Annotated in this window: 17 protein-coding genes; 15 read left to right on the forward strand and 2 right to left on the reverse strand. The window is 38.2% G+C overall.

Going from position 1 to position 22,190, the window contains the following annotated elements:
• Positions 1-126: 126 nt before the first annotated feature.
• Genes ACWNMZ_RS11395 through pyrE form a run of 8 tightly spaced genes read left to right on the forward strand, consistent with a single transcriptional unit; the run spans position 127 to position 9,626 of the window.
• On the forward strand, positions 127-1,065 hold the full coding sequence (locus ACWNMZ_RS11395; protein WP_235251064.1) for an aspartate carbamoyltransferase catalytic subunit: 939 nt from the start codon (positions 127-129) through the stop codon (positions 1,063-1,065).
• Complete coding sequence (locus ACWNMZ_RS11400) at positions 1,031-2,317, forward strand: dihydroorotase (RefSeq protein ID WP_251627398.1); 1,287 nt, start codon at positions 1,031-1,033, stop codon at positions 2,315-2,317. The genes ACWNMZ_RS11395 and ACWNMZ_RS11400 overlap by 35 nt, the downstream gene beginning before the upstream one ends.
• Entirely contained in the window at positions 2,314-3,411 is a 1,098-nt protein-coding gene (locus ACWNMZ_RS11405; RefSeq protein ID WP_285846349.1) for a carbamoyl phosphate synthase small subunit, read from the forward strand. The genes ACWNMZ_RS11400 and ACWNMZ_RS11405 overlap by 4 nt, the downstream gene beginning before the upstream one ends.
• Positions 3,398-6,610 carry a carbamoyl-phosphate synthase large subunit gene (gene carB, locus ACWNMZ_RS11410; protein WP_235251061.1) on the forward strand — a complete coding sequence of 1,071 codons (3,213 nt, stop codon included), beginning with the start codon at positions 3,398-3,400 and terminating at the stop codon, positions 6,608-6,610. Before ACWNMZ_RS11405 ends, carB begins: the two co-directional genes overlap by 14 nt.
• Positions 6,607-7,386 carry a dihydroorotate dehydrogenase electron transfer subunit gene (locus ACWNMZ_RS11415; protein ID WP_031534348.1) on the forward strand — a complete coding sequence of 260 codons (780 nt, stop codon included), beginning with the start codon at positions 6,607-6,609 and terminating at the stop codon, positions 7,384-7,386. The genes carB and ACWNMZ_RS11415 overlap by 4 nt, the downstream gene beginning before the upstream one ends.
• Complete coding sequence (locus ACWNMZ_RS11420; protein WP_235251055.1) at positions 7,383-8,324, forward strand: dihydroorotate dehydrogenase; 942 nt, start codon at positions 7,383-7,385, stop codon at positions 8,322-8,324. Before ACWNMZ_RS11415 ends, ACWNMZ_RS11420 begins: the two co-directional genes overlap by 4 nt.
• Positions 8,296-9,012 carry an orotidine-5'-phosphate decarboxylase gene (gene pyrF, locus ACWNMZ_RS11425; RefSeq protein ID WP_235251046.1) on the forward strand — a complete coding sequence of 239 codons (717 nt, stop codon included), beginning with the start codon at positions 8,296-8,298 and terminating at the stop codon, positions 9,010-9,012. The genes ACWNMZ_RS11420 and pyrF overlap by 29 nt, the downstream gene beginning before the upstream one ends.
• Entirely contained in the window at positions 9,009-9,626 is a 618-nt protein-coding gene (gene pyrE / locus ACWNMZ_RS11430) for an orotate phosphoribosyltransferase (RefSeq protein WP_031534354.1), read from the forward strand. The genes pyrF and pyrE overlap by 4 nt, the downstream gene beginning before the upstream one ends.
• A gap of 280 nt (positions 9,627-9,906) precedes the next feature.
• On the opposite strand, the gene ACWNMZ_RS11435 is transcribed toward pyrE, so the two are convergent.
• Positions 9,907-11,619 carry an Rqc2 family fibronectin-binding protein gene (locus ACWNMZ_RS11435; RefSeq protein WP_031534356.1) on the reverse strand — a complete coding sequence of 571 codons (1,713 nt, stop codon included), beginning with the start codon at positions 11,617-11,619 and terminating at the stop codon, positions 9,907-9,909.
• Positions 11,620-11,952: 333 nt separating this feature from the next.
• Here ACWNMZ_RS11435 and ACWNMZ_RS11440 point away from each other — a divergent pair, with 333 nt between their 5' ends.
• The 7 genes from ACWNMZ_RS11440 to priA all read left to right on the forward strand — a co-directional run bounded on the left by ACWNMZ_RS11440 (position 11,953) and on the right by priA (position 20,928).
• On the forward strand, positions 11,953-14,631 hold the full coding sequence (locus ACWNMZ_RS11440; protein ID WP_251627340.1) for a calcium-translocating P-type ATPase, SERCA-type: 2,679 nt from the start codon (positions 11,953-11,955) through the stop codon (positions 14,629-14,631).
• A gap of 324 nt (positions 14,632-14,955) precedes the next feature.
• Positions 14,956-15,831, forward strand: coding sequence for a YicC/YloC family endoribonuclease (locus tag ACWNMZ_RS11445; protein ID WP_251627338.1), 876 nt, complete (start codon positions 14,956-14,958; stop codon positions 15,829-15,831).
• Positions 15,832-15,891: 60 nt separating this feature from the next.
• Positions 15,892-16,155, forward strand: a complete 264-nt coding sequence (gene remA, locus ACWNMZ_RS11450; protein ID WP_031534358.1) for an extracellular matrix/biofilm regulator RemA — start codon at positions 15,892-15,894, stop codon at positions 16,153-16,155.
• 9 nt (positions 16,156-16,164) lie between these two features.
• Positions 16,165-16,779, forward strand: a complete 615-nt coding sequence (gene gmk, locus ACWNMZ_RS11455; RefSeq protein WP_031534359.1) for a guanylate kinase — start codon at positions 16,165-16,167, stop codon at positions 16,777-16,779.
• A complete protein-coding gene (rpoZ, locus tag ACWNMZ_RS11460) occupies positions 16,779-16,997 on the forward strand; it encodes a DNA-directed RNA polymerase subunit omega (RefSeq protein ID WP_031534362.1) in 219 nt (72 codons plus the stop codon). Before gmk ends, rpoZ begins: the two co-directional genes overlap by 1 nt.
• A 314-nt stretch (positions 16,998-17,311) precedes the next feature.
• Positions 17,312-18,520, forward strand: coding sequence for a bifunctional phosphopantothenoylcysteine decarboxylase/phosphopantothenate--cysteine ligase CoaBC (gene coaBC / locus ACWNMZ_RS11465; RefSeq protein ID WP_235251026.1), 1,209 nt, complete (start codon positions 17,312-17,314; stop codon positions 18,518-18,520).
• Positions 18,517-20,928, forward strand: a complete 2,412-nt coding sequence (gene priA / locus ACWNMZ_RS11470) for a primosomal protein N' (RefSeq protein ID WP_251627336.1) — start codon at positions 18,517-18,519, stop codon at positions 20,926-20,928. Before coaBC ends, priA begins: the two co-directional genes overlap by 4 nt.
• A gap of 122 nt (positions 20,929-21,050) precedes the next feature.
• On the opposite strand, the gene ACWNMZ_RS11475 is transcribed toward priA, so the two are convergent.
• A complete protein-coding gene (locus ACWNMZ_RS11475) occupies positions 21,051-21,968 on the reverse strand; it encodes an ArsR/SmtB family transcription factor (RefSeq protein WP_235251009.1) in 918 nt (305 codons plus the stop codon).
• Between the last annotated feature and the right edge of the window lie 222 nt (positions 21,969-22,190).

Consider the following 22,190-nt stretch of genomic DNA (forward strand, 5'->3'; position numbering starts at 1 on the left):
TTTTAGGGGATTAGAGAATTACTGAGCAGTCTAAAATACACGTAGACACCGCTCGCCCCACGGAAAGCGAAGTGTATTTTAGCCTGCGGGCTAAGTTAAAAGCAGCAAATAACGGGAGGTAGTATCATGGAAAACTTATTAACTACGACTGAGTTAACCGTTACAGAGATTAAAGAAATCTTAAGAGATGCACAAAGATTTGCTAATGGAGAAACTTGGAGACCGGCAAATCAAAGCTTTGTGGCAAACCTTTTTTTCGAAGCTAGCACAAGAACAAAATGCAGCTTTGAAGTAGCGGAGAGAAAGTTAGGACTTGAGGTAATCCCATTTGAAACGACAACCTCAAGTGTTGTTAAAGGAGAAACATTATATGATACTGTTCGAACGCTGGAATCAGTAGGAGTAAATGCTATTGTTATAAGACATGAAAAGGATCATTACTTTGATGAATTAGTAGGGAAGGTAAACATACCAGTCATTAATGCAGGAGATGGCTGTGGTCATCATCCTACACAATCTCTACTAGACCTTCTGACGATACAGCAGGAATTCCAACGCTTCAATGGCTTAAAAGTAAGTATTATTGGTGATATCAGCCACAGCCGAGTAGCAAGATCAAATGCAGATGCCCTAACACGACTGGGGGCAGATGTCGTTTTCTCTGGACCAAGAGAATGGTTTGATGAAACAGTCCTACAAGATGCAAATTATGAAGATATTGATACAGCGATTGAAACATCCGATGTTGTCATGCTGCTACGTGTCCAACATGAAAGACATGGAGATGAAAGAGCTGCTTTTGACAAAGAAAGCTACCACAGACTATATGGATTAACAGTAGAAAGAGAAAGAAAAATGAAGCCAGGAAGCATCATCATGCACCCTGCACCTGTAAACAGAGATGTAGAAATTGCTGATGAATTGGTTGAATGCGAACGCTCGAGAATTTTTAAGCAAATGGAAAATGGTGTGTTTATTCGCATGAGTGTGCTAAAAAGATCATTAGAAAATATCGGAGGGAGAAATGAACATGTCAATACTTATCAAAAATGGCCAGTTGCTTAATACTACAGGGGAATTAGAACAGAAGGACATCTTGATTGAAAATGGAGCAATTAAGACGATTGCAAAGGAAATAACTTCAAATGCAGATGAAGTGATTGATGCTGCTGGAAAAGTTGTGGCGCCAGGATTTATTGACCTACATGTTCATTTAAGAGAGCCAGGCGGCGAAAAGAAAGAAACGATTGCAACAGGGACGATGGCAGCAGCACGAGGTGGATTTACAACGATTGCCAATATGCCAAACACAAGACCTGTTCCTGACACAGTTGAAAATTTACATAATTTAAATGAAAGAATTCGAAATACGGCAAATGTAAATGTCTTACCGTATGCATCCATTACAATTAGACAATTAGGGACTGAACTTACTGATTTTAAAGCACTAAAAGAATTAGGAGCATTTGCTTTTACAGATGATGGTGTTGGAATCCAAGAAGCAGGTCAAATGCTCGAGGCGATGAAGCAAGCGGCTGCATTAGATATGGCAATTGTCGCTCACTGTGAAGATAATAGCCTTATCAATAAAGGCTGTGTGCACGAAGGAGAATTTTCAAAGGCGAAAGGTTTAAATGGAATTCCAAGTGTTTGTGAATCAGTCCAAATAGCAAGAGACGTTCTTTTAGCAGAAGCGACAGGCTGTCATTATCATGTATGCCATATCAGTACAAAAGAATCAGTGCGCGTTGTAAGAGATGCAAAAAAAGCTGGAATTAGAGTTACAGCAGAGGTGTCGCCACATCACTTACTATTAGCAGATACAGATATTCCTTCTCTTGATACGAATTATAAAATGAATCCTCCTTTAAGAGGAACAGAGGATCGAAAAAGCTTACTTGAAGGATTGTTAGATGGAACAATTGATTTTATTGCAACAGACCATGCACCGCATACAGCAGAAGAAAAGGCGCAGTCGATGCAGCTTGCACCATTTGGAATTGTCGGTTTAGAAACAGCATTTCCTCTTCTTTATACGAACTTTGTAAAAACAGGGGTGATGACATTACAACAATTAATAGATTATCTAACAATAAAACCAGCTCAAAGCTTTAAATTGGATGCTGGAACTTTAGAAGCAGGAAAAACTGCAGATATCGTCATTCTTGATTTAGAAGAAACAAATAAAATTGACCCAGAAACATTTTTATCAAAAGGAAGAAATACCCCGTTTGCTGGTTGGGAATGTCAGGGCTGGCCGGCTGCAACAATTGTTGGTGGGAAGATTGCTTGGAGAAAGGAAAGTGTACACGCATGAAAAAACAATTAATTCTAGAAGATGGCACGGTATTTATCGGAAAAGGCTTCGGTGCCGATACAGAAAAATTTGGTGAAGTAGTATTTAACACAGGAATGACAGGCTATCAGGAAATTCTATCCGATCCATCCTACTGTGGACAAATTGTCACACTTACGTATCCGTTAGTAGGAAATTATGGCATCAATCGAGATGATTTTGAATCGATAACGCCAGCCATTCATGGATTTATTGTAAAAGAAGTGTGTGATTTTCCTTCAAACTGGCGTAACGAGCTTTCATTAGACAAATATTTCAAACAAAAGAATATCCCAGGAATAGCGGGAATTGATACAAGAAAATTAACGCGCATTATCCGCCAATATGGAACTTTAAAGGGTGCGATTTGCAGCATCGAGGAAAATGCAGAGGAAGTAATTGCAAAATTAAAAGGGATTACGTTAAGTACAGATCAAGTAAAGCAAGTTTCTACAAGAAAACCTTATCCAAGTCCTGGCCGTGGAAGTCGCGTTGTGTTAGTAGACTATGGAATGAAGCATGGAATTTTACGAGAATTAAATAAACGAGATTGTGATGTAATCGTCGTTCCATATAATACAACGGCAGAAGATATTCTAAATTTAAGTCCAGATGGCGTGATGCTATCGAACGGACCTGGGGATCCAAAGGATGTGCCCGAGTCTATTGAAGCAATTAAAGGAATTATTGGGCAAGTGCCGCTGTTTGGAATCTGCTTAGGTCATCAATTGTTCGCACTTGCAAGTGGGGCAAACACAGAGAAAATGAAGTTTGGTCATAGAGGATCAAACCACCCAGTAAAGGATTTATTAACAGGGAAGGTTTGTCTGACTTCTCAAAACCATGGCTATACAGTAGAAGAAGAATCTATTAATCACACAAACTTAGAAGTTACACATATTGCTTTAAATGATGGAACAATCGAAGGCTTGCAGCATAAAGAATACCCAGCATTTACCGTGCAATACCATCCAGAAGCTTCACCAGGACCAGAGGATGCTAACTATTTATTCGATCGTTTTATGGAAATGATACAATCTCACAAACAGGAAGGTGCCGCATATGTCAAAGCTTAAAAGTATTAAAAGTATATTAGTAATCGGATCAGGACCAATCATCATTGGGCAGGCAGCAGAATTTGACTATGCAGGAGCGCAAGCATGTATCGCTTTAAAGGAAGAAGGCTATCGTGTTATTCTTGTAAATTCTAACCCTGCAACGATTATGACAGATACAGAAATGGCCGATAAAGTGTACATTGAACCATTAACACTTGAATTTGTCAGCAGAATTATTCGCAAAGAAAGACCAGATGCTATCTTGCCAACATTAGGAGGGCAAACTGGCTTAAATCTTGCAGTCGAGCTATCAGAGGCAGGCGTGTTAGAAGAATGCGGAGTAGAAGTACTTGGAACGAAGCTCTCCGCGATTCAGCAAGCGGAAGATAGAGATCTTTTCCGTAACTTGATGAATGAATTAGGAGAACCTGTTCCAGATAGTGATATCATCCATAATATGGAGGAAGCAAGAGCATTTGTAGAGAGAATCGGATATCCAGTAATCGTTCGTCCTGCTTTCACACTAGGTGGAACAGGCGGCGGTATTTGCCATAATGATCAGGAGTTAGAAGAAATTGTAACAAGTGGTTTGAAAAATAGCCCAGTAACGCAATGTTTATTAGAGAAAAGTATCGCAGGCTTTAAAGAAATCGAATATGAAGTAATGCGTGATAGCAATGATAACGCGATTGTAGTATGTAACATGGAAAATATCGATCCAGTTGGGATTCATACAGGTGACAGTATCGTTGTCGCACCAAGTCAGACGTTAAGTGACCGTGAATATCAATTATTAAGAAATACATCTTTAAAAATTATCCGTGCACTAAAAATTGAAGGTGGCTGTAACGTACAGCTAGCATTAGACCCAGATAGCTTCCAATATTATATTATTGAAGTTAACCCAAGAGTGAGTCGCTCATCTGCCCTTGCAAGTAAAGCAACTGGCTATCCGATTGCAAAGCTAGCGGCAAAAATCGCAGTAGGTTTAACATTAGATGAGATGATGAATCCTGTTACAGGAAAAACTTATGCAAGCTTTGAACCAGCACTTGATTATGTAGTAAGTAAGATTCCACGCTTTCCTTTCGATAAGTTTGAATCAGCAAAACGTAACTTAGGAACACAAATGAAAGCAACGGGAGAAGTAATGGCAATTGGTCGTACTTTTGAAGAATCTTTACTAAAAGCGATTCGCTCTCTTGAAGCAAAAGTATATCATTTCTCCTTAAATGCAGCAGATGAAACAAGCGACGAATTACTCGAAAAGCGAATAAGAGTTGCCGGAGACGAAAGATTATTTTATATAGCAGAAGCACTTAATCGTGGCGTGAGTATTGAAACGATTCATGAGTGGAGCAAGATTGACCTATTCTTCCTTTTCAAACTGGAAGGCATCATAAAGTTCGAAAAAGAGTTAATCAATCATCCATTTGATGAGGAATATGTAAAAGAAGCGAAAGAAAAGGGATTTGCTGATATTCAACTTGCAAAGCTTTGGAATACAACAGAGCTTGAAGTATATAACTGGAGAAAAGAAAAAGGCATTGTGCCCGTTTATAAAATGGTTGATACTTGTGCGGCTGAGTTTGAATCTGAAACACCTTACTATTATGGAACATATGAAGAGGAAAATGAATCGATTGTAACAGAGAAGAAAAGCATTGTTGTGCTTGGATCTGGACCAATTCGCATTGGCCAAGGAATAGAGTTTGACTATGCAACCGTTCATTCTGTATGGGCGATTAAAGAAGCTGGATATGAAGCAATTATCATTAATAACAATCCAGAGACGGTTTCAACAGACTTTAGTATTTCAGATAAACTTTACTTTGAACCACTGACGATTGAAGATGTAATGCATATCATCGATTTAGAGAAACCTGAAGGAGTAGTGGTTCAGTTTGGGGGGCAAACAGCCATTAACCTAGCAGGCCCACTAGCAGAGCGTGGGGTCAAAATTTTAGGAACATCACTTGAAGACTTAGATCGCGCAGAGGACCGTGATAAGTTTGAACAAAGTCTGCAAGAATTAGGAATTCCACAGCCAGACGGAAAAACAGCATTAACAGTTGAAGATGCAATTGTTGTAGCAAAATCAATTGGCTACCCAGTACTTGTAAGACCATCTTACGTACTTGGTGGAAGAGCAATGCAAATCGTATATAAAGAAGAAGAGCTGATTCCATATATGGAAAACGCGGTTAAGGCAAGTCCAGGTCAACCAATCTTAATTGACCGTTATTTAACAGGGAAAGAAATTGAAGTGGATGCAATCTGTGATGGAACTGATGTTGTCATTCCAGGAATTATGGAGCATATCGAACGTGCAGGAGTACACTCAGGCGATTCGATCGCTGTCTATCCACCACAAAGCTTGTCTGCTGAAATTAAGCAAACGTTAGTAGATTATACAACGAGACTTGCAAAAGGTTTAAAAATCGTAGGTTTACTAAATATCCAATATGTTGTTTCCAAAGGTGAAGTATTCGTACTAGAGGTAAATCCACGCTCTAGTAGAACAGTACCTTTCTTAAGCAAAATTACGAATGTGCCAATGGCGAAAATCGCTACAAAAGTAATTTTGGGTACTTCCTTAAAAGAGCAGGGATATCAATCGGGCTTAGTAGCAGAGAAGTCTGGTGTGTATGTGAAGGTCCCAGTATTCTCTTTTGCAAAATTACGTAGAGTCGATATCACATTAGGCCCTGAGATGAAATCAACGGGAGAAGTAATGGGGAAAGACATTACTCTAGAAAAAGCACTGTATAAAGGTTTAATTGCTTCAGGAATGAAGATAAAAACATTTGGAACGGTTCTTTTGACAATTGGGGATAAAGATAAGGAAGAGGCTTTACAGCTTGCAAAAAGATTTACGAATATCGGCTATAGCTTGATGGCAACAAGTGGAACAGCAGAGTACCTTGAAAGCAATAACATTCCAGTAAAAGTAGTCGGTAAAATCGGTGGAGAAGGACATACATTAATAGATGTAATCCGCAATGGGGAAGCACAATTTGTCATTAATACTTTCTCCAAAGGAAGCCAGCCAGCAAGAGATGGATTCCGAATTAGACGTGAATCCGTTGAAAATGGCATTCCATGCTTAACTTCATTAGATACAGCAGAGGCTATCCTTCGAGTAGTAGAATCGATGACATTCTCTACAGATGCAATGGAGCCAAGCAAAACGCAACCGGAGGCAGTGTTAGTATGATCAAAAACGAAATCTGTACAGTAGTCGAACAGAAAGAAATAGCTGAAAATATTATGGAGCTCACCTTAACAGGTGAGCTTGTCTCTGAAATGAACGAGCCAGGTCAATTTGTTCATATAAAAGTAAGTGATAATGCTACACCTTTATTAAGACGTCCCATTAGTATTTGCCGGATTGATCAGGAAAGTAAAACATTTACGATGATTTACCGCGCTGAAGGAGCGGGCACAAAGCTTCTTGCCCAAAAAACAGCTGGGGAAGCAGTTGATATTCTTGGTCCATTAGGAAATGGATTCCCCGTTGAAGCAAGCAAGTCAGGGCAAACAGCCTTATTAGTAGGCGGAGGAATTGGTGTGCCACCTTTATATGAATTAGCAAATCGACTAGTTGCAAAAGGGGTAAAGGTTGTTGCTGTATTAGGCTTTCAAACAGAATCCGTTGCATTTTATGAAGAAAAGTTTGCCTCATTTGGGGATACGTATATCGCTACAGTAGATGGTAGTCATGGTACACAAGGCTTTGTCACAGACGTTATTTTTCAAGAAAATCTGGAGTTTGACGTATTGTACTCCTGTGGACCAACGCCAATGCTTAAAAATCTAGAAAAAACATTTCCTACTAAAAAGGTGTTTATTTCTCTAGAAGAAAGAATGGGATGTGGGATTGGTGCATGCTTTGCATGTGTATGTCACACAGCAGATGATCCGACAGGATTCAGCTATAAAAAGGTATGTACAGATGGACCAGTATTTAGAACAGGGGAGGTTGTCCTATGAACCGACTTCAAGTAAAGCTTCCTGGATTAGAGCTTAAAAACCCAATCATGCCTGCTTCTGGCTGTTTTGGATTTGGACGGGAATACAGTAACTTATATGATTTAAGCAAGCTCGGTGCCATCATGATAAAAGCAACTACGGTAGAACCACGCTTTGGTAACCCAACACCAAGAGTAGCTGAGACTACTTCTGGGATGCTAAATGCCATTGGTCTTCAAAACCCTGGACTAAAAAAAGTGGTTGGCGAAGAATTACCTTGGCTTAGCCAATTCGATGTACCAATTATTGCAAATGTTGCTGGATCGGTGGAAGAGGACTATGTTGCTGTTGCAAAAGAGATATCAAAAGCATCGAATGTTAAGGCACTAGAATTAAACATTTCTTGTCCGAATGTAAAAACAGGAGGCATTGCTTTTGGAACAATTCCAGAAGTTGCTAAGGAATTAACGAAAAAGGTGAAGGAAGTGTCAGAAGTTCCTGTATATGTAAAGCTCTCACCAAATGTAACGAATATTGTCGAGATGGCAAAAGCGGTAGAAGCTGGAGGAGCAGATGGGATTACCATGATTAACACCCTTGTTGGCATGCGTCTTGATTTAAAAACAGGCAAGCCAATCCTAGCCAACAAAACGGGAGGATTATCTGGTCCTGCAGTAAAGCCTGTAGCAATCCGAATGATTTATGAAGTAAGTCAAGCAGTAAACCTACCGATTATCGGAATGGGGGGAGTATCCACTGCTGAAGATGTATTAGAGTTTTTCTATGCAGGCGCAAGTGCAGTAGCAGTTGGTACAGCAAACTTCGTAGATCCATTTATTTGCCCGAAAATAATAGATGAATTACCTGAGCTATTAGACAAATACGGATTTGAACATATTTCAGAAGTAACGGGAAGGAGCTGGGGAAAGCATGAACAATTCGCTTATCATCGCGCTTGATTTTGCAAGTAAGGACGAGGTACATTCTTTTTTAAAAGGATTTAACGGAGAATCGTTGTTTTTAAAAGTAGGTATGGAACTATTTTATAAAGAAGGACCAAGCATCATTCAGGAATTAAAGGAACAAAATCACCAAATTTTCCTAGACTTAAAGCTACATGATATTCCAAATACAGTTGGAAGTGCGATGAAAAATATTGCTAGCTTAGGCGTTGATTTAGTGAATGTTCATGCAGCTGGTGGAATCGACATGATGGCTCGTGCAGTGGAGGGGCTTGAAGCAGGTACACCATCTGGCATGAAACGAGCGAAATGTATTGGTGTGACTCAGTTAACAAGTACTTCTGAAGCGAGCATGCAAAAAGAGCAATTAATTCAAGTTCCTTTACATGAATCGGTATTACACTATGCAACGATAACAAAAGAGGCTGGACTGGATGGAGTCGTGTGCTCCACTTTAGAAGCTTTCGCAATTCGTGAAAGATTAGGGGATACCTTTTTAACTGTAACGCCTGGCATTCGTTTAAAAACAGATGAAGTACAGGATCAAGTTCGGGTAGCAACGCCTAAGATTGCGAGAGAAAATGGGGTATCAGCAATTGTTGTTGGTCGCTCGATTACAAGAGCAGCAAATCCATATGAAAGCTATTCATTATTTAAATCCGAGTGGGAGGGCATCACGTTATGAAACATGAAATTGCCGAACAATTACTAGATATTAAAGCAGTTTTTTTACAGCCAAATGATCCGTTTACTTGGTCTTCAGGATTAAAGTCGCCAATCTATTGTGATAATCGCTTAACCTTGTCCTATCCGAAGGTGCGTAAAAATATCGCAACAGGATTAGCTAGTTTAATCAAAGATAAATTTCCAGAAACAGAAGTTGTGGCAGGGACAGCAACAGCAGGTATTCCTCATGCAGCTTGGGTAAGTGACCTTCTTGATTTGCCGATGGCCTATGTACGTTCCAAAGCAAAAGCCCACGGAAAAGGGAATCAGATTGAAGGCAAGGTAGATAAAGGGCAAAAAGTAGTAGTGGTGGAAGATCTTATCTCAACAGGGGGAAGTGTCATTACAGCAGTTAATAGTTTAAGAGAAGCAGGCAGTGATGTACTTGGGGTTGTTGCGATTTTTACATACGAATTGCCAAAGGGGAAAGAATTGCTTGCTGAGGCTGAAATTACAGCATACTCATTAACAGATTATACGAGCTTATTAGAAGTAGCACAGAAAAATGGCTATATTGAAGAAAGAGATTTAGCGAGCTTGAATGCTTGGAAGGAAAATCCAGAGAAGTGGTAAGTGGATAATGTTTATAACGACATTTTAGTTAACTAAAGTGTCGTTTTTTTGGGGCTTGGATAAAAGTCTATAAATGAAAATAACTAGTTGGTAAATGGTGTTCATAAGGTGGATGAAAACAAAAAAGAAGAGGAGGAGACACAAAACTGGTCTTCATCAAAGGCATGAGAGTCTCAAAAAGCCAACCCTTCAAGCTGAATTTTCCTTATGCATAAACTAAAACCAGTGTAACCAATAAAACAAATCGCGAGAGGCAGCATTGCCTCTCGCGATTTGTTTTTTATTTCGCTTTCAACCGAATCACAGTTTCCTCATCTGGGGTTACATAAACTGTTTGTTGATTATCATAGATTACAAAACCGGGTTTTGCGCCACTTGGCTTTTTCACATGACGGACTAGGGTATAATCCACTGGAACAGAACTTGATTGGCGAGCTTTACTGAAATAAGCGGCTAATTTGGCAGCTTGTAGAATTGTTTCCTCCGAAGGTTCCTTGCTCCGGATAACGACATGGGATCCAGGGATATCCTTCGTATGCAGCCAAATCTCATCCCTGGCAGCTACACGATTGGTTAAATAATCATTTTGTTTATTGTTTTTGCCAACGATAATCTCTGTTTGATCATCAGATAAATAATAATCTAGTACTGGCTTTACATTTTGTTGTTTTTTCGTTTGTTTTTTTTGCCTTTCTCTTAAGTATCCTTCTTCTACTAGCTCTTCACGAATTTCTTGAATATCCTTCGGTGAGGCAGCAAGAATTTGCTGGTATAATGTTTCAAAATACTCGTATTCTTGTTCTGCTAGTTGAATTTGTTCCTTAATAATGTCAATAGAGTTTTTCGCCTTTTGATATTTCGTAAAATATTTTTGCGCATTTTCAGAAGGAGATAGTCTTGGATTAAGGGGAATCTTAATCATTACCCCATCTTCTTCGTAGTAATTTAGAACTTCTACCTCTGACATGCCTTTTTTAACTGCATATAAATTTGCTGTTAAGAGTTCGCCAAGCAATTGATATTCCTCTGCGTTCTCTGCTTCCATTAATGAACGTTCTAGCTTTTTAATCTTTTTGCTATTTTTATCCCGTTCATTCACAATGAAACGTTCTAAATCATTGCTTTGTTGCTTTACTCGATCCCGTTCTGCTTTTCCGAAATAATATCGATCAAGCATTTTGCTTAAAGTAGGGAAAGCTTTAATTTCACCTTTCACATGCTCTATTGGCAGAAAGTAAAAATATTCTTTTTCGGGAGTATCCATAATAGAAGGAGCATAGCTGCCTTTTTTTATTGGATCCATTATAGCAAGAAAAGCCTTTGGCAGTGTATCGCGGTTCGCAAGGCCAGCATGATAGAAAATTTCTTTGGCAACTAAAGGGGAGAATCCAGCGAACTGCTGTACAAGCTGCTTGTCCAACTTTCCGCTATTAAAATCAATTGCTCTTAAAACATCTTCCTCTGTAGCTGTATAAGGATCTTGTTTTTCTTGTTTTGGTGGAGCCTTATACTCATAGCCAGGTAGTATGGCTCTATGGCTATTAACAGCATAGGAAATATGTTTAATGCTATCTAAAATCGTATTTTTGTCGCGATCGATCAAAATAATATTGCTGTGTCGTCCCATTATTTCAATCATCAGTTTTTTATAGGAAGTATCGCCAATTTCATTTCTTCCTCTAATCTCAAAAACAATGATTCGTTCATTGTCTATCTGATAAATGTCTTCTATAAAGTAACCTTCTAAATGCTTGCGTAAAAGCATACAAAACATTGGTGGCTCTTTCGGATTTTCATATGTTTCCTCGGTAATTTGAACTCGTGCATAGCTCGGATGTGCAGATAAAAGCAACTTTTGATTTTTTCCATTTGCACGAACAGATAAAATAATTTCATTTGTAAAAGGCTGCTGAACTTTATTAATTCTGCCTCCTAGTAACAGCTCTTTTAATTCCAGGGACATTGCTCTTGTAAATAAACCATCAAATGACATAACTAACAACCTCATTTATAATAATTTCCCTCTTTACTCTATCTTTAATTACAAAGAAATACAAGGATTTGGTAGCCTTAATAAAGAAAAAATTAGCATCTTATGATAAGAAGAAATGGCCAAAAAATTATTTTTAATTTTAAAGCGAAATAAAAATCTAACCTTGATAGCATTTTTTCGGCCAAGCCTGAATATGATTTCCATAGAGTGGTGTTGGGACAACTATGTATGTTAGTTAGAATTGCTAACCTTTGTTCAGAACTACTACGTAATTATTTCGCAAAAGTGCTATTCGCGAACGGTGAATGAAAAAGGGGGAAGTGAGATGGCCGGATGAACTATCATGAAATGAACGAAAAAGAAGTAGAACAAACATTGAATACTGATTTTTCGGCTGGATTAACGGATGAAGAGGCGGAAAAGCGACGAAAGAATTTTGGATTTAATGAATTAGAGGAAGGAGAAAAGCAATCACTATTGCTTATTTTCTTCAGTCAATTTAAGGATTTTATGGTACTTGTTCTTTTAGCTGCTACGCTTGTTTCAGGTTTATTGGGTGAATATATTGATGCGATTGCCATTATTGCAATCATCATTCTCAATAGTTTTCTTGGATTTTTTCAAGAAATTCGTGCAGAGAAATCCTTGTCTGCTTTAAAGGAGTTATCACAGCCCCATGTTCATGCCCTTCGCAACGGGGAATGGATAAATATTTTATCAAAGGAATTAGTTCCTGGGGATGTCATTAAATTTGCAAGCGGGGACAGAATCGGTGCAGATGTAAGAATAATAGAATCAAGAAGTTTAGAGGTCGAAGAATCAGCGTTAACAGGTGAATCTGTACCTGTTCCTAAAATCGTATCAGCCATTAAGAATAATAATTTAGCGCTCGGTGATATGGAGAATATGGGCTTTATGGGTACGATGGTTTCGCGTGGAAGTGGTGTTGGTGTCGTAATCGGTACGGGAATGAAGACGGCGATGGGACAAATCGCAGACTTGCTGCAAAATGCAGATTCTGTGACAACCCCACTGCAAAGAAGATTAGAGCAGCTAGGGAAGATTCTCATTGTAACGGCCTTGCTATTAACAGTATTAGTTGTAGTAATTGGTGTACTTCAAGGACATGATTTATACACAATGGTTCTAGCAGGTGTATCCTTAGCAGTTGCTGCAATACCAGAAGGGCTACCGGCGATTGTTACAATTGCTTTATCTCTTGGCGTTCAGAAAATGATCCGAAAAAATGCAATTGTCCGTAAGTTGCCTGCAGTAGAAACGCTGGGATGTGCTTCTGTAATCTGTTCAGACAAAACCGGTACATTAACGCAAAATAAAATGACGGTTACAAGAACATGGATTGGTGGCAAAACGTATACAGTAGATGGAACAGGATACGAACCACAAGGAAAATACTATGCAGATGAAAAATTAGTCGATCCTGCTAAAGATAAGGCGTTACAACAGCTTTTAACATTTGGAATGCTTTGTAATCATGCAGAGATACTGCAAAAAGACGGAGAATATGTTTTAAACGGTGATCCGACAGAAGGCGCTATACTAGTTGCTGGTATGAAGGCAGGATTTTCGCGCTCTCAATTATTAAATCAATTTACGATAGTGAATGAATTTCCTTTTGATTCGACAAGAAAAATGATGAGTGTGATCGTAAAGGACCCATCTGGAAGACAGTTTGTCGTAACAAAAGGAGCACCAGATGTGTTGATTGGTCAAAGTAAATCGATTCTTTTTGAAAATCGTTCCACTGTATTAGGAAGTGAGCAGAAGAAAGTAGTGCAGGAAGCGATTAACGGATTAGCTTCCCAAGCGCTTCGTACGATTGCTATTGGATATAAGGAAATATCTCCAAATACGATTATTATGCACGAAAGAGAAGCGGAAAAGGATTTAATTTTTATCGGGCTCCAAGGCATTATTGACCCGCCAAGACCAGAAGTAAAAAAAGCTGTTAAAGAATGTAAAGAAGCTGGAATTAAGACAGTTATGATTACCGGAGACCATGTTATTACGGCAAAAGCGATTGCTAAGCAGCTTGGCATTGCCAATAACCGTTCCAAGGTAATGGAAGGAAAAGAGCTAACAGATTTAAGTTTACAAGAATTAGAGGATATTGTAGAAGATGTTGCTGTATTCGCTCGCGTTTCTCCAGAACATAAACTGAAGATTGTTCAAGCTTTCCAAAATAGAGGACATGTCGTAGCTATGACTGGTGATGGAGTGAATGATGCTCCAGCAATCAAGAAGGCGGACATCGGTATTGCAATGGGAATTACAGGTACAGATGTAGCGAAGGAAGCATCCTCTTTAGTATTAATGGATGACAATTTTGCAAGCATTAAAGCAGCGATCGTAGAAGGTAGAAATATCTATGAAAATATTCGTAAATTTATCCGTTATTTACTAGCTTCAAATGTTGGGGAAATACTGGTTATGCTGTTTGCGATGTTATTAGCTCTACCTTTACCACTTGTACCAATCCAAATTCTATGGGTGAATTTAGTAACAGATGGATTGCCAGCAATGGCCTTAGGCTTGGATAGACCAGAAGACAATGTCATGAAAAGAGGTCCGCGAAGTCCGAATGAAGGTGTATTTTCAAGAGGGCTCGGCTGGAAGGTAATTTCAAGAGGATTTTTAATCGGGATTTCCACAATTTTAGCGTTTATGTTTGCCTATGATAATAATCCAGAAAATCTAGAATACGCCCAAACAGTGGCATTTATCACATTAGTCCTTGCTCAGTTAATACATGTTTTTGACTGCCGCAGTGAAAAATCAATTTTTTCAAGAAACCCATTTGGCAATATGTATCTTGTATGGGCCGTTATTTCATCCCTTGTACTTGCACTAGTTGTCATTTACGTACCATTCCTACAAGAAATCTTCCATACACTGCCAATAGCAATGAAAGATTGGCCAATGATCATCGGATTCGCTTCCGTACCAACTTTTTTACTCGCAGGATCATTTTTATTAAGTAAATCAAAATAAAATATGTTATAATCCAAAAGGTAGTAGAGACCACTCTATTACCTTTTATTTATTTAATGTGGTTTTTAATGCTGTTTTTTCTAAAATATTCGACGCTATGCAAGTATGATGAGAAATTATTAAAGAATAATAAAGCAGCCTGAATACACGGAGACACCACGGGGATTAGCGAGACAGGTGAGACCCCGGAGGAGAAGCTGAGGAGGCTCACCGCTCGCCCCACGGAAAGCGAAGTGTATTCAGGCTGCGGGTTAGTAGCGAAACTTTGCGGGAAAAGCATGAGCAACATTAATTCGCACATTTTAAGAAAACGGATGTGTTAGCATGATAAAAAGTATGACTGGATTTGGAAGAGCAACAAAACAATATCATCATTCAACACTTCACATTGAAATGAAATCGGTCAATCACAGGTTTAGCGATCAGATTATTCGGATGCCAAAGCAATTTCTATATTTGGAAGAACAAATAAAGAAAATTATTTCAAACTATATACATAGAGGTAGAGTAGAAGTATTTGTAAGCTTAGAAGATGAAGAGAAAAGGGGCCAAGAAATGATCGTCGATTGGCCATTGCTTGATCAATATTACCAATTACTTCATCAATTAAAAGACAAATATTCCATTGAAGAGCCTATCTCCCTACGAGATCTCTTAAATCAAGAAGAGTGTTTTCAGATAGTAGAACGGGAACTTGACATGGAAGAACTATCAGAAGTATTACTTACTACAGTTGAAGAAGCGGTTGTCCAGTTAAATAATATGCGAACAATAGAAGGATTAGAGTTATCCAAAGACTTAGAAAACAACCTGAAGCAAACAGAGACTTGGGTTGAACAATTACAGTCATTAGCTCCTGAAGTGATTACACAATACCGGGAAAAGCTGAAAGCACGTCTAGAAAGCTATTTGCCGGAACCGATAGAGGAAGCAAGACTCATTACAGAAGTGGCAATTTTTGCAGATAAAGCAGATATTAATGAGGAATTAGTTAGATTACATAGTCATATTAGACAGTTTTATCAAATTATGGAAGAAGAAAGCCCGATTGGAAGAAAGCTTGATTTCTTGTTGCAGGAAATGAACAGAGAAATCAATACGATAGGTTCTAAAGCTAATTCATCATCAATTGGAGCAATTGTTGTCGAGGTGAAAAGCTGTTTGGAAAAAATGAAAGAACAAATCCAAAACATTGAATAAATAGGGTTTAGAATAAATCTTCCTAGTTAAAACTAAAAATAATAGGATTGGAGTAGGCAAATGTCCATTAAGTTAATTAATATTGGTTTTGGAAACATAGTTTCTGCAAATAGAATTATCTCTATTGTCAGTCCAGAATCTGCCCCCATTAAACGCATTATCCAAGATGCTAGGGATAGAGGATCATTAATAGATGCTACATATGGCAGAAGAACGAGAGCGGTTATCGTAATGGATAGCGATCATGTTGTTCTTTCAGCAGTTCAGCCAGAAACGGTTGCACATCGATTAAATGATCGTGATGAGATTATAGACGAAGGGTAGGAGAAAGATTTGGTAGAAAAGGGACTTTTAATCGTTTTGTCTGGACCTTCTGGTGTAGGGAAAGGAACAGTGAGAAAGGAAATATTCTCACAACAAAATACATCCTTTGAATATTCTATTTCCATGACAACTAGAGCTCCGCGCGCTGGTGAAGTAGATGGTGTAGATTATTTCTTTAAATCGAGAGAAGAATTTGAGGGCTTAATCGAACAAGGGAAATTACTAGAATATGCAGAATTTGTAGGAAATTACTACGGTACACCAGTTGATTACGTACGAGAAACAACATTAAAAGGGAAAGACGTCTTTTTAGAAATTGAGGTAGAAGGTGCAAAGCAGGTTCGTGAGAAGTTTCCTGACGGCTTATTTATCTTTTTAAGCCCGCCAAGCCTATCAGAGTTGAAGAATCGTATTGTGACAAGAGGTACAGAGTCAGAAGAGATTATTAACAACCGTATGAATGTGGCAAGAGAAGAAATTGAAATGATGCACTTATATGATTATGTCGTAGAAAATGATACAGTAGAGAATGCTTGTGAAAAAATTAAAGCAATCATTGTTGCTGAACATTGTCGCAGAGAAAGAGTAGAACCAAAATACAAGAAAATGCTGGAGGCTAAATAATGTTATATCCATCCATTGATAAATTAATGACAAAAATCGATTCTAAATATTCATTAGTATCTGTTGCTGCAAAGAGAGCAAGAAAGCTACAAACAAATGCGAGACCACAATTAGCAAAATATGTTTCTCATAAAAATGTAGGAAAAGCATTAGAAGAGATTAATAAAGATCAGCTAACTTACCGTGTAAATACTCCAAGTGGTTCAAGCGAGGAATAATTAAATTTTTTTGAAAAATATAGTACAAACTAAAAGGCTTAGGTAAAAGGAGCAATTCCATTTACTAAGTCTTTTTTCATGGACATAATGGTTATTTAATTATATGCTTAACAATAATAGAAGTAATGAAAGACTACATAATGGTGTTCCCATAAATGTTTAAATTCTAACTAAGCAGGTTGGTTTCCGATTTAAGATTTGGCGAAGCGGCTCGGCGCTCGTCCCAGTGAATCGTGCTGTCCCCACGGAATACAAATAAAACAATATTATTTATCATAAACTCTTAGAACAGAAAGAAAGGAAGGAAGCGCATAATGTTGAATGGAAAGAAGATTCTTCTTTGTGTTACGGGAGGAATTGCGGTTTATAAGGCATGTGCTTTAACAAGTAAATTAACGCAAAAGGGCGCGGATGTGAAGGTTATCATGTCGGAAGCGGCCATGGAATTTGTGAATCCTTTAACCTTTAAAGCACTTTCTAAAAACGAAGTATATACGGACACATTTGATGAAAAAGATCCGAAAGTGATTGCCCACATTGATTTGGCAGATTGGGCTGATTTGATTTTAGTCGCACCGGCAACAGCGAATGTGATAGGAAAAATAGCAAACGGCATTGCTGATAATATGATTACAACCACCTTGCTTGCAGCGACAAGTGATGTTTGGATTGCTCCTGCCATGAATGTTCATATGTATGATCACCCCGCAGTTATCAAAAACATTAATACGCTTCATGACTATGGGTATCGATTTATTAACCCGGGTGAAGGTTATTTAGCATGCGGGTATGTTGGGAAGGGAAGATTGGAAGAACCAGAAATGATTATTCAGCATATGGAGGATTATTTCTCTGGGAAGAAAAACATCCTTAGTGGTACAACCGTTCTCGTAACTGCTGGACCGACGCGAGAAAAAATTGATCCTGTTCGTTTTATTTCCAATCATTCATCTGGAAAAATGGGATATAGTATTGCAAAAAAGGCAATTGCATATGGGGCAAATGTTATTTTAGTATCCGGACCAACAAATCTTGCCCCACCAAAGGGTGCACAGGTAATTTCTGTGGAAAGTGCTGAAGAGATGTATAATGCGGTGATAAGCTATAGCGAGAAGTCTGACATTATCATTAAAACTGCAGCAGTTAGTGATTATAAGCCAACGGTAGTATATGATCATAAAGTGAAAAAGCAAAGCGGTCCAGAAACAATCGAATTTACACGGACGAAGGATATTTTGTCAGAACTTGGGTCGCGAAAAAATCAACAAATTCTGATTGGCTTTGCAGCAGAAACGCAAAATATGGCTGCGTATGCAATGGATAAATTAAAGCGGAAAAATGCGGATATGATTGTTGCTAATAATGTAAATAGGCAGGATTCTGGCTTTGGAACAGATACAAATTTAGTAACAATGTATAAGAAAGATGGGACTTCCATCGAACTTCCCCTTCTTTCTAAAGATGAAGTAGCGGAAAAAATCTTGGAACAAGCGGTCTTGATGAAGGAAGCTGTTCAGAAATGACTGTAGCGAAAGTAATTGTCGATGTTCCGGCAAAACAAACGGACAGACCCTATGATTATCTCATTCCAGAAGAACTGGAGGAGGTTATTCAACCAGGCATGCGAGTTATTGTTCCATTCGGTCCTAGAAAGGTTCAAGGATTTGTGGAAAGCTTGGAGGAAACGTCTAGTTTTAAATCACTTAAAAAGATAATCGAGCCGATGGACTTAGTACCTGTTTTAAATAAAGAGCTTTTATCCCTTGCTGATTGGTTGTCTCATTCTACCCTTTGCTATAAAATTTCTGCTTTTCAAGCGATGCTACCGCCGGCTTTAAAGGCTAAATATGAGCGCAAGGTAAAAAGGGTAACGGGAAAAGAACAAGACATGGCAGAAGGGGTAGCTGCTCTTTTTCGCAATATGGAAGAAGTAGTGTGGGAGGAAGCTCTAAAGAATGTATCTCTTTCTGCTCTGCAAAAGGAAGTGAAAAAAGGAACAATAGAAGTTTCCTACGAGGTTCAATCAAGAGGTCAAAAGAAAAAGGTAAAGCATATTTATCCTTTGGTAAAGAGAGAAGATTTAACCGATTACGAAGAATCGCTGAATAAAAACGCAAAAAAACAAAAAGAATTACTTGCGTTTTTTAGTGAGCATCCAGAACCAATTGAACAAAAACAGCTCTTAACGAAATTAAAGATTTCTACAGCTGCTATAAAAGGGCTAGTCGAAAAAGGTCTTCTCGGTGAAATGGATAAAGAAGTATATCGAGATCCTTATCTAGAGCGTGAGTTTGAAAGAACATATGCCTTGCCTTTAACAGATGATCAGGCGAAAGTTGTTGCACCGATCCATCAGGCGGTCAAAGAGGAGCGCCATGAAGTGTTTCTCTTATATGGTGTAACCGGTAGCGGGAAAACAGAAGTTTATTTGCAATCCATTGAAAAAGTATTGGCAAAGGGAGAGGAAGCGATTGTGCTTGTCCCTGAAATCGCCCTAACTCCCCAAATGGTTAACCGTTTTAAAGGGCGATTTGGTGAACTTGTTGCGGTTTTGCATAGTGGATTGTCAGTGGGAGAAAAGTATGATGAGTGGCGAAAAATTCAAAGAAACGAAGTGAAAGTTGTCGTAGGAGCTAGGTCCGCCATCTTTGCTCCATTTACGAATCTTGGCATTATCATTATTGATGAAGAGCATGAAATGACCTATAAGCAAGAGGAGAATCCACGTTACCATGCAAAGGAAGTTGCCATCGAAAGAGGGAAAAAGCATGGTTGTTCGATTATTTTAGGTAGTGCAACTCCTTCTTTAGAAAGCTTTGCACGAGCCCAAAAAGGCGTATATACTTTACTATCCCTTCCTAATCGAATGAATAACCAATCCCTTCCTAATGTAGAAATTATTGATATGCGGGAAGAACTTCGAACCGGCAATCGCTCCATGTTTTCCGAAGCATTGCTAGATAAGCTGAAAGATCGCCTTGAAAAGAAAGAGCAAACAGTCTTATTTTTAAATAAGCGAGGGCATTCGTCCTTTGTCATGTGCCGTGACTGTGGGTATGTTGTTAAATGTCCGAATTGTGATATTAGCTTAACCTACCATCGTTTTCAAAATAAGATGAAGTGTCATTATTGTGGCTATGAAACATATACGCCTACCACTTGTCCAGAATGTAGCAGTGAGCATATTCGGTATTTTGGAACAGGAACACAAAAGGTAGAGGAAGAGCTGGCGAAAATTTTGCCTGAAGCAAGAGTTATTCGGATGGATGTGGACACAACTAGTCGAAAGGGAGCCCATGAAAAGCTGCTGCAAAAATTCCAAGATGGAGAAGCAGATATTCTATTAGGCACGCAAATGATTGCCAAAGGACTAGATTTCCCAAGAATTACGCTAGTTGGCGTACTATCAGCTGATACAATGCTTCATCTGCCAGATTTCCGCTCATCGGAGAAGACCTTTCAATTACTGACACAAGTAAGCGGAAGAGCAGGCAGACATGAGTTACAAGGGGAAGTTATTTTTCAAACCTATACACCAGAGCATTATAGTATTGAACTTGCGAGTGAACAGGATTATGACCGTTTTTATGAAACGGAGATGATGATTCGTAGACAGCATGCCTATCCACCATACTATTTTCTTACGATGATTACGATTAGTCATGAAGAGCTGATGAAGGTAGTAGGGGTTGCGGAGAAAATCACGCAGATCGTCAGAAATAGATTATCACCGCAAACGGTTATTTTAGGACCAGTCGCTTCACCAATCGCAAGAATAAAAAATAAATACCGCTATCAATGTTTGATAAAATATAAACAAGAACCAAATCTGGAAGAAGTTCTAAAGTCGATTTTAGATCATTACCAGACAGAAATAAGTACAAATGGACTGCAAATTTCTATTGATGTTAATCCGTTTATTTTGATGTAGTGATGACTGCTACAAACGATGCTACTGTTGCTATTAACCTTCAACGTGAAAATGAAAATAAAAAGAAATGACAGAATGGAAACGGTCATTTCTTTTTATTTTGCTATATTAATTTTGCTATATTAATTTTCCTTCTCCAAATAATATATCCCAATCTGTATATTTTGCTTATGGTTTCCAAAATGTTCCCCAAATAAAGTCATCCCACCAACTCTTTCTGAATCTTCTTTAACCGCAATTTTCAAAGTGAGAAAGGGGGAGTTCTCTAATTGTAAATCATTAATCGTGACACTAGAAAACGGCTCCCCATCAATACCTGTATCCATTTTATTTACCCTGATTGTTTTTAAAAGGCCGTACTGACTAAATTTATCATTCCACCATTTTGGCGTATAGCGACCTCTCACATCAGAAAAATTTCCAGGCACAGTGTAGGTGCCAATCTCCACGTTATTTAAGTAAAACGTTATATCACTTGGCCATACATTATTGGAAATCGGAAACTCAGATGCAAGCTCTAGACTGATTTCTACCATTTCTGGAATTTCATTTGGTCCTAGTAAATTTGGGATTTTGTACTCTACATAACCTTGGGATAACCATAATAGCTGTGCATCCACTCTTTGGCTATCCATAAAATATTTAGGATCATCCGCTTTCCCGATGATTTCTTTTTCTGTTGCAATTCCGCAAGTAGGCATAGCGGAAAAATCAGTATAATGACCAATTTTTAAATCTGTCTGGTGGAGTTGATATTCTTTAAATATTTTTCTTGGAAAATGAATTTCAATATTGTCTATCGCTAAATAGACTATTTTCTGCAGTCCTGATTTTCCCGGGGTTCTTTCCGATTTAACGATTCCTGCTTCTTCTAGCTTTTGAATATGACGGGTAACGATAGCGGCGCTTATGCCTAATTGTTTTGCTAAATCAGATATATTCATATTGTTTTTAGCAAGGATTTCAATAATCTCAATTCTTGTTTCGCTAGCAAGTGCTTGGTAAATATGAAAATAATCCTTTGAAATTTGTATTTGCATGGGGACCTCCTTTAACTATTTAGTTAAACAATAGCTTGTTTATTTATTTTATCATTCGTAGTGTTTAACTGCAATAGAAAAAACTTTAAATATTGATAAAATAGCATTGACAACGCTTTCTTAAGTTGTTAAATTAGTAATGTAAAAAGGTTTAAAAGATAAACTTTAACTTTTTAGTTAAAGAATTTAGTTGAGTAATGAGTTAAATAAAAAGGAGGAATT

This window comes from Niallia sp. Marseille-Q9988 (genome assembly GCF_976954375.1).

Coding starts and splice junctions, on each gene's coding strand:
- ACWNMZ_RS11405 (WP_285846349.1), top strand. CDS start 2,314: ATGAAAAAACAATTAATTCTAGAAGATGGCACGGTATTTATCGGAAAA.
- pyrE (WP_031534354.1), top strand. CDS start 9,009: ATGAAACATGAAATTGCCGAACAATTACTAGATATTAAAGCAGTTTTT.
- coaBC (WP_235251026.1), top strand. CDS start 17,312: ATGTTGAATGGAAAGAAGATTCTTCTTTGTGTTACGGGAGGAATTGCG.
- ACWNMZ_RS11435 (WP_031534356.1), bottom strand. CDS start 11,619: ATGTCATTTGATGGTTTATTTACAAGAGCAATGTCCCTGGAATTAAAA.
- ACWNMZ_RS11400 (WP_251627398.1), top strand. CDS start 1,031: ATGTCAATACTTATCAAAAATGGCCAGTTGCTTAATACTACAGGGGAA.
- ACWNMZ_RS11440 (WP_251627340.1), top strand. CDS start 11,953: ATGAACTATCATGAAATGAACGAAAAAGAAGTAGAACAAACATTGAAT.
- rpoZ (WP_031534362.1), top strand. CDS start 16,779: ATGTTATATCCATCCATTGATAAATTAATGACAAAAATCGATTCTAAA.
- priA (WP_251627336.1), top strand. CDS start 18,517: ATGACTGTAGCGAAAGTAATTGTCGATGTTCCGGCAAAACAAACGGAC.
- remA (WP_031534358.1), top strand. CDS start 15,892: ATGTCCATTAAGTTAATTAATATTGGTTTTGGAAACATAGTTTCTGCA.
- carB (WP_235251061.1), top strand. CDS start 3,398: ATGTCAAAGCTTAAAAGTATTAAAAGTATATTAGTAATCGGATCAGGA.
- ACWNMZ_RS11395 (WP_235251064.1), top strand. CDS start 127: ATGGAAAACTTATTAACTACGACTGAGTTAACCGTTACAGAGATTAAA.
- ACWNMZ_RS11445 (WP_251627338.1), top strand. CDS start 14,956: ATGATAAAAAGTATGACTGGATTTGGAAGAGCAACAAAACAATATCAT.
- pyrF (WP_235251046.1), top strand. CDS start 8,296: ATGAACAATTCGCTTATCATCGCGCTTGATTTTGCAAGTAAGGACGAG.
- ACWNMZ_RS11420 (WP_235251055.1), top strand. CDS start 7,383: ATGAACCGACTTCAAGTAAAGCTTCCTGGATTAGAGCTTAAAAACCCA.
- ACWNMZ_RS11475 (WP_235251009.1), bottom strand. CDS start 21,968: ATGCAAATACAAATTTCAAAGGATTATTTTCATATTTACCAAGCACTT.
- ACWNMZ_RS11415 (WP_031534348.1), top strand. CDS start 6,607: ATGATCAAAAACGAAATCTGTACAGTAGTCGAACAGAAAGAAATAGCT.